The 6,556-nt window shown below is 71.3% G+C and carries 4 protein-coding genes and 1 pseudogene; 2 read left to right on the forward strand and 3 right to left on the reverse strand.

Annotated features, from left to right (window positions below; translation table 11 throughout):
* The 3 genes from BM388_RS17290 to BM388_RS17300 all read right to left on the reverse strand — a co-directional run.
* A partial coding sequence (locus tag BM388_RS17290; protein WP_139233990.1) for a helix-turn-helix domain-containing protein occupies positions 1–227 on the reverse strand: 227 nt, incomplete at its 3' end.
* Positions 228–652: 425 nt separating this feature from the next.
* Positions 653–3,976, reverse strand: coding sequence for an AAA family ATPase (locus BM388_RS17295; RefSeq protein WP_089852461.1), 3,324 nt, complete (start codon positions 3,974–3,976; stop codon positions 653–655).
* On the reverse strand, positions 3,973–5,241 hold the full coding sequence (locus BM388_RS17300; protein ID WP_089852463.1) for an exonuclease SbcCD subunit D: 1,269 nt from the start codon (positions 5,239–5,241) through the stop codon (positions 3,973–3,975). The genes BM388_RS17295 and BM388_RS17300 overlap by 4 nt, the downstream gene beginning before the upstream one ends.
* Positions 5,242–5,319: 78 nt before the next feature.
* Here BM388_RS17300 and nfi point away from each other — a divergent pair, with 78 nt between their 5' ends.
* Entirely contained in the window at positions 5,320–6,015 is a 696-nt protein-coding gene (gene nfi, locus BM388_RS17305) for a deoxyribonuclease V (RefSeq protein WP_089852465.1), read from the forward strand.
* A gap of 305 nt (positions 6,016–6,320) precedes the next feature.
* A pseudogene (locus BM388_RS17310) lies at positions 6,321–6,556 on the forward strand (hypothetical protein); the annotation flags it as partial.

Consider the following 6,556-nt stretch of genomic DNA (forward strand, 5'->3'; position numbering starts at 1 on the left):
CTCGGCAGGCGCTTCGTCCACTTCCACGCGGTACGGCGCCGGTGATCACTGAGCGTCTGGGCCTGTTCAGGATCATAGCCACCTGAGGTGGCGTTGCGGCGCAGTTCACGACTGATCGTGCTGCCGTGGAGGCCCAGCTCCCTGCCGATCTGGCGCTGGCTGATGCCCAAGTCATAGCGGGCGTGGATCTGGTATCGTTGGATCTGGGTCAGCTGTCGGTATCCCATGCTCTGCTTCACTTTGGTCGGTAAAGCAGGGAGGGTATCGGCGCTGGCCCTCCTACCTCTACCGTGTGGTCCAAAGCGCTGCAGTTATTCTATGAATCCAGGATGGAGAGGCACGACTATCGCCGTCCAGGAGGCGGCGCTTCTCCGCAGGCGATTCTCAACATCAAGGACGTGGCCGAATTTGAGGATAATTGGAGAATCCTCCCTGAATATCAGGCTGACGATGGTCTCGCATAACCAATGCAGGTACGACGACGCCAACTACATTGCGCCTCCGGCTCCATTCCGTGGGCGCGCATGCTGCAAGCGTTATACATCAGGAAAATCTCAATGGCTGCTCATGGCCGTCAGCTGAAGGATCGTAGTAGAAATAACCGGCTCGCTGATGATGTTTTCATCCTCCTCAACGAGCCGTATCCCCAGACCTACTGACTGACCAATTTCGCCCGACTCGTCCCGTTGCCCAGCGGTTCCACCTGGATCTGCACCGGGATGCGCTCGTGCATCTCCTGCACGTGGGAGATCACGCCGACCCGGCGGCCCAGGGCCTGCAGGCCGTCGAGAGCCTCCATGGCGAGCGCCAGGGAATGCGGGTCGAGGCTGCCGAAGCCCTCGTCGATGAACAGCGACTCGATGGTGAGCTCGCCGGAGGCCATGGAGGCGAGCCCTAGCGCCAGGGCCAGCGAGACCAGGAAGGTCTCGCCGCCGGAGAGCGAGTGCACCGAGCGGCGCTCGTCGCCCATGTCGACATCCACCACCAGTAGGCCCAGGGGGCTGCCGCCGCGCACCAGCCGATAGCGGCGGGAAAGGCCGCTCAGGTGCGCGTTGGCGTGCTCCAGCAGTTGCTCGAGGTTGTAGGCCTGGGCGATGCGCCGGAAGGCCTTGCCGTCGGCGGAGCCGATCAGCTCGCTGATCTGGCCCCAGCGGCGGAACTCGGCCTGGGCGGCCTCCAGCTCGGCCTGGCCGGCCTTGCGACGCTCGCGCTTACGAGCGTCATCGCTCAGGGCGAAGGCGGCCTTGTCCCGGGCCCGCTGGGCCTCGTCCAGGCGCGGCGTCAGTTCGGCCTGGGCCTCCTCCAGCGCCTCCCGGCGGCGGCGCAGCGCCTCGGCCACGGCGTCGCCGAGCAGCGCCTCGTCGCGCTCCTCTTGGCTCGCTTCCTCCGTCTCCTCGATCAGGCCCTGGTCGCGGCGGTGGCGCAGCAGGGCGTCGCGCCGCTCGTTGAGTGTTGCGGCGGCGCGCTGTCGGGCCTGGTCGGCGGCCTCGATCTGTCGCTCCTCGTCGCGGGCCGTCTCCTCGGATTGGGCGAGCAGCCGGTCAAGGGTGGCGTCGGTCAGTTCGGGGTGCGCCGCTCGCCAGTCGGCGAGCTCGCGGTCGAGGGTGTCGCGCTCCCGGCGCAGCCCCTCGAGGCGCTCGGCCTCGTGCTCGACTTGCTGGGCGAGGCGCTGCTGCGCCTGCTGGGCGGCGTGCCAGCGCGCCTGGGCGGCGTCGCGGTCCTGGCGGGCCTGCTCCTGGCTGGCGTCGAGGTGCTGCTGCCAGGCGTCCGGCGAGGCGTGCTCACCTAGCCGGGCGGCGAGGTCCCGGGCGAGTGCCTCGCGTTCCTCGCGCAGCGGCGGCAGCCGCTCGTCCAGTTCGGCCAGGGCCGTGTCGGCGTGCTGCTTCTCGGCCTCCAGGCGCGCCAGGGCGACATGGCCCTCCTGCAGCGCCTGCTCCAGTGGGGCCAGTTCGGCCTCGGCCCGGGCCAGCTCGTCCAGGCGCTCTCGCGCCTCGCGGCGGCGGGTCTCGCTCACCTCGCGCTCTGCCTTGAGCCATTCCTTCCGCTCGCTCGAATCATTGACGGCGAGCTCTTGCTGCAGGGGATGCGCCTCGAGTGCCTCGCGGGCGGCGTCTCGCTGCCGTTCGGCCGTTTCATGATCCTGCCGGTGGCGGGCGAGGGCGGCCTCTACCGCGCGATACTCGCCGAAAAGCTCGTCGCGCCGCCGCTGGGCCGCGTCGCGGGCCTCGCGGGCCGCATCGAGCTGACGGGTTTCCTCCGCCTCCTGGGCCTCGAGCTGGGCGGCCTCCGGCGTGGCCGGCGGGTCCTGCCGCCAAGGGTGATCGTGGCCGCCGCATACCGGGCATGGCTCGCCCTCGACGAGGGCCTCGCGCAGTCGCGCCACGCTCTCGCTGCGCACGGCGCGGCTGCGATCGATCAGCGCGCTCACGCTGTCGAGATGCGCCTGGGCCCGGTCCAGCTGCTGGCGGGCGCTCTGGCCCTCGGTCAGCAGCGTGTTCCTGCGGGTCTCGTCGTCGCCGATCCGGCGGGTTAGCTGGGCGAAGGTCTGCTCCGCGCGGCCGAATTCCTGCCAGCGGCTGGCGAGTTCGCCCAGCGCCAGGTGGCGCCGGGCCTCCTGGTCGTGTTCTTGCTGAGCGGCCTGGCGCGCGGCATCGAGGCGAGGGTGAGTGCCCACTAACCGCTCGAGGGTCGCCTGCCAGTCGTCGCGCTGTCGCTGCCGGGCCTGCTGCGCCTGCTGGGCTTCGCGCTGCTCGCGGGCGAGGGCATCGGCCTGGGCCTGCTGCCGGGTGCGGGCCGCCTCCCGGTCGGCGAGCTGCTTCTCCTGAGTGGCGAGGCGCTGGGCCTGGTCCCGTGCCTCGCGCAGGGCGGGCTCGGCCCGGCCGCGTTCCTCGGTGGCCTCGCCAAGGGCCTGCTCGGCCTGCGCGCGGGCGCTTTCGGCTTGCTGCTGTTCGGCCGCGGCGGCGTCTCGCGCCTTCACGGTCTCGGCGTGGGTCGCTTCCAGGGCGGCGATCTCGTCGGGCAGGGCAGCCCTGCGGGCCAGCGCATGGCGCTGCGGGGCGATCAGCCGTCGCCACTCGCGGTCGGCGCGCGCGCCGGCGAGGGACTGCCAGTCGGCCTCGGCGCTCTGCTGCCGGGTCAGGCCCTGGCGATAGGCCTCGTGCCGCCGGGCATCGTCATCGTGCCAGCGGCGCCGGGCCTGGAGCGACTCTGCCTGGCGCTGCAGGTCAGTGAGCGCTTGCTGAGTGACCCTGGCCGTCTGCTCCAGTTCACCGCGGGCCTCGGGTTCGGCGGGCCGATCGTCGGCGAGTTTGGCCTCCAGGGCCTCGACGGCCTTCCTGGCGGCGCTCGCGCGCTGGTAGGCGGCCATGGAGATCGCCGAGTACTCGGCGGTGCCGGTGAGGCGCTCGAGCAGGTCGCTGCGCTCGTTGTCGTCGGCCTGGAGGAAGGCGGCGAACTCGCTCTGGGCGAGCAGCACGGCGCGGGTGAACTGGTCGAAGGTGAGCCCGAGGCGCTCCGGCAGCAGGCGGTCGAACTCGCGCTTCTGGGTGGTGAGCAGGCGGTCGTCGTCGAGGTCGCGCAGCGACTGTTCGGCCTTCTGCAGCTTGCCGGCCACCTTCTCCCGGGCGCGGCGCACCGCCCAGCGGGCGCGGTAGCGGCGCCCATCGCGGCCCTCGAAGTCGACCTCGGCGTAGCCGCTCGACGTGCCGCGGCGCAGCAGGGTGCGCGGGTCGCTGGTGGTCAGGGTGGAGTCCGGGGTGTCGTCGATCCGGCTGTCCCGGGCCGGCGCCTGGCGCAGCCGCGGCGTGCCGCCGTAGAGCGCCAGGCAGAGCGCATCGAGCAGGGTGCTCTTGCCGGCGCCGGTGGGGCCGGTGATGGCGAAGAGCCCGGCATCGCACAGCGGCGCGGCGGTGAAGTCCAGCTCGAGCGGGCCGGGCAGCGAGGCCAGGTTCTCCAGGCGCAGGGCGAGGATCCTCATGACGTCACCTCCTCGTCCCCGTCGAGCACGTCCTGGCAGAGCCGGTCGAAGTCGGCGAGCACGTCCGCCTCCGGCGGCTCGCCCCAGCGGTCGGCCCAGGTGCGCTCGAAGAGCTTGCGCGGGCCGAGGCTCTCCAGGTCGATCCGGGCGGGAGTATCTTCCCCCTTGACCCGGGGCAGGCGACGCTCGAGGCGCAGCAGGCGCAGCGCCTTGCCCTCGAGGGCCGACTCCACCCGGGCCCGCAGGTCGGGGATCGGCGCCTCGAGCTCGACGCGCACCTCCAGCCAGGGCCAGCGGTCTCTTGGTTGCTCTGGATCGTCCTCGAGGGCCGCGAGCTCGGCCAGCACTCGCTCCAGCGGCGCCGGGCCTACGCGGTGCATGGCCACCGGGCGGGGCACGGGGAGCGCCTCGGTGGTGGCCAGCGCCTCGCCGTCGAGGAGGACCTCCACCACCTGATGGGGGTAGGCCACCTCGCTGAAGTCCAGCGGCAGGGGGCTGCCGCTGTAGCGGATGCGGTCCTCGCCGACCTGCTGGGCGCGATGCAGGTGGCCGAGCGCCACGTAGGCGATGTCGTCCGGGAAGAGGGCGGCGGAGATCGACTCCTCGCCGCCGATGACGATGGGCCGCTCGCTGGCCTCGGAGACGGCGGCGCCGTGCAGGTGGGCGTGGCTCATCGCCACCAGCGCCTGGCCGGGCTCGCGCCGGGCGCGGGCGGCCTCGATCAGCCGGGTATGCACGCGATTGATGCCGGCGACGTAGTCGTTGGGCGCGTCGTCGTCCTCGTTATCGCCCTGGTCGGCGCGCAGGCCGGCGCCGGTTACCTCGGCGGGGCGCAGGAAGGGCAGCGCCAGGCACCAGGCGCGGGTTTCGCCCTCGGCATCGGTGAGCGGCACCAGCAGGCGTTCGGCGTCGAGGTCGCCGTCGTCCCGCCAGTAGACCCGGCCCAGGGCGTGAGTGTTGAGCCTGCGCATCAGCGGGGCGGGCAGCTCGATGCGATTGCCGCTGTCGTGGTTGCCGGCGATCAGCACGATCTGAAGGCCCGGCAGGCGCCGGTGGGCGTCGACGATGAAGTCGTAGAGCAGCCCCTGGGCGGCCAGCGACGGATTGACCACGTCGAAGATGTCGCCGGCCACCAGCAGGGCGTCGGCCTGGCGCTCCACCAGGGTGTCGAGCAGCCAGGCAAGGAAGGCGCGGTGCTCGGCGTGGCGCTCCTGGCCGTGGAAGCTCTGGCCGAGGTGCCAGTCGGCGGTGTGGATCAGTCTCAAGGTGGGCTCCCCGGTGGTCCGTCACGCGGCAAAAGCCGTAGTCTAACCCGAGCGACGCCGACACTTCAGGGAGCCCCGATGCCCGATACCGCCTTGCACGACTGGAACCTCGCCCCGAAAGAGGCCATCGCGCTGCAGAAGCGCCTGACGGGGCGCGTGGAGCGCGAGGATCGCCTGGATTCCGTGCGCCACCTCGCCGGGGTGGATATCGGCTTCGAGCAGGACGGCGCGATCACCCGGGCGGCGGTGGTGGTGCTGGCCTGGCCGCCGGAGGACAAGGGCACCTTCACGGTGGTGGAGCGGGTGGTGCACCGCGAGCCGACGCGCATGCCCTACGTGCCCGGGCTCCTGTCGTTTCGCGAGGTGCCGGCGGCGCTCGGCGCCTTCGAGAAGCTCACCACCCGGCCGCAGCTCGTCATGGTCGACGGCCAGGGCATCGCCCATCCGCGGCGGGTCGGGGTGGCCAGCCACCTGGGGCTGTGGCTCGACCTGCCGACCATCGGGGTCGCCAAGACGCGGCTCTGTGGCCGCCATGAGGAGCCCGGCCCCGCGCGGGGCGACTGGGTGCCGCTGGTGGACGGCCCGGACGACGAGACGATCGGCGCGGTGCTGCGCTCGCGGCCGAGGGTGAAGCCGATCTTCGTCTCGCCGGGGCATCGGGTGGCGCTGGCCACGGCGCTCGACTGGGTGGTGGCCTGCCTGGGGCGCACCAAGCTGCCGGAGCCGACCCGGCTGGCCGACCGGCTCGCCTCGCGGCGTGACCAGCGGTACTAATCCTTGGAGGGTAAGGGCTCACACCGTTGGCATTACCGCTCGGGGCTGATCCGTCGACAGGTCTACGAGCGGGGCCGGCCCTCCGGTGGAACTGTAAACGCGCCCTGGGCGCTACCGACGCCCTGCTGCGCTCTGGCGTCCTGCTCCGCTTGCAGGGCCGGTGCTGGCCATCCCTGGCCAGCCCGTTCAGAGGAGTCCTCCTCACCCATGGCGTAGACATGATGGATTGACCTGCCCCTCCTCAACGTCGTGGGTTACGTTGAGGTTGGGCAACAACACAGAGCCACTATTGAGGGAGGCAGGTCATGACACAGTCTAACGCAACTCAGCAGGTCGTTGTGGAGCGCACTGCCGCCGAGCGGCTCAGCGCCGCCAGCGACGTCCATGCCGCCTATATCGGGCTGGATGTGCATAAGGCCAGCATTGCGGTATCCATCGCCGAGGCGGGACGGCATGAGCCGGAGTTTCGTGGTGAGATCGCCAATGAGCCCACGGCCATCGACACGCTGATCCGCCAGCTGAGCCAGCGCTTCGCGGGGCA

It is taken from the genome of Halomonas saccharevitans (genome assembly GCF_900116405.1).
Lineage (GTDB): Bacteria > Pseudomonadota > Gammaproteobacteria > Pseudomonadales > Halomonadaceae > Halomonas > Halomonas saccharevitans.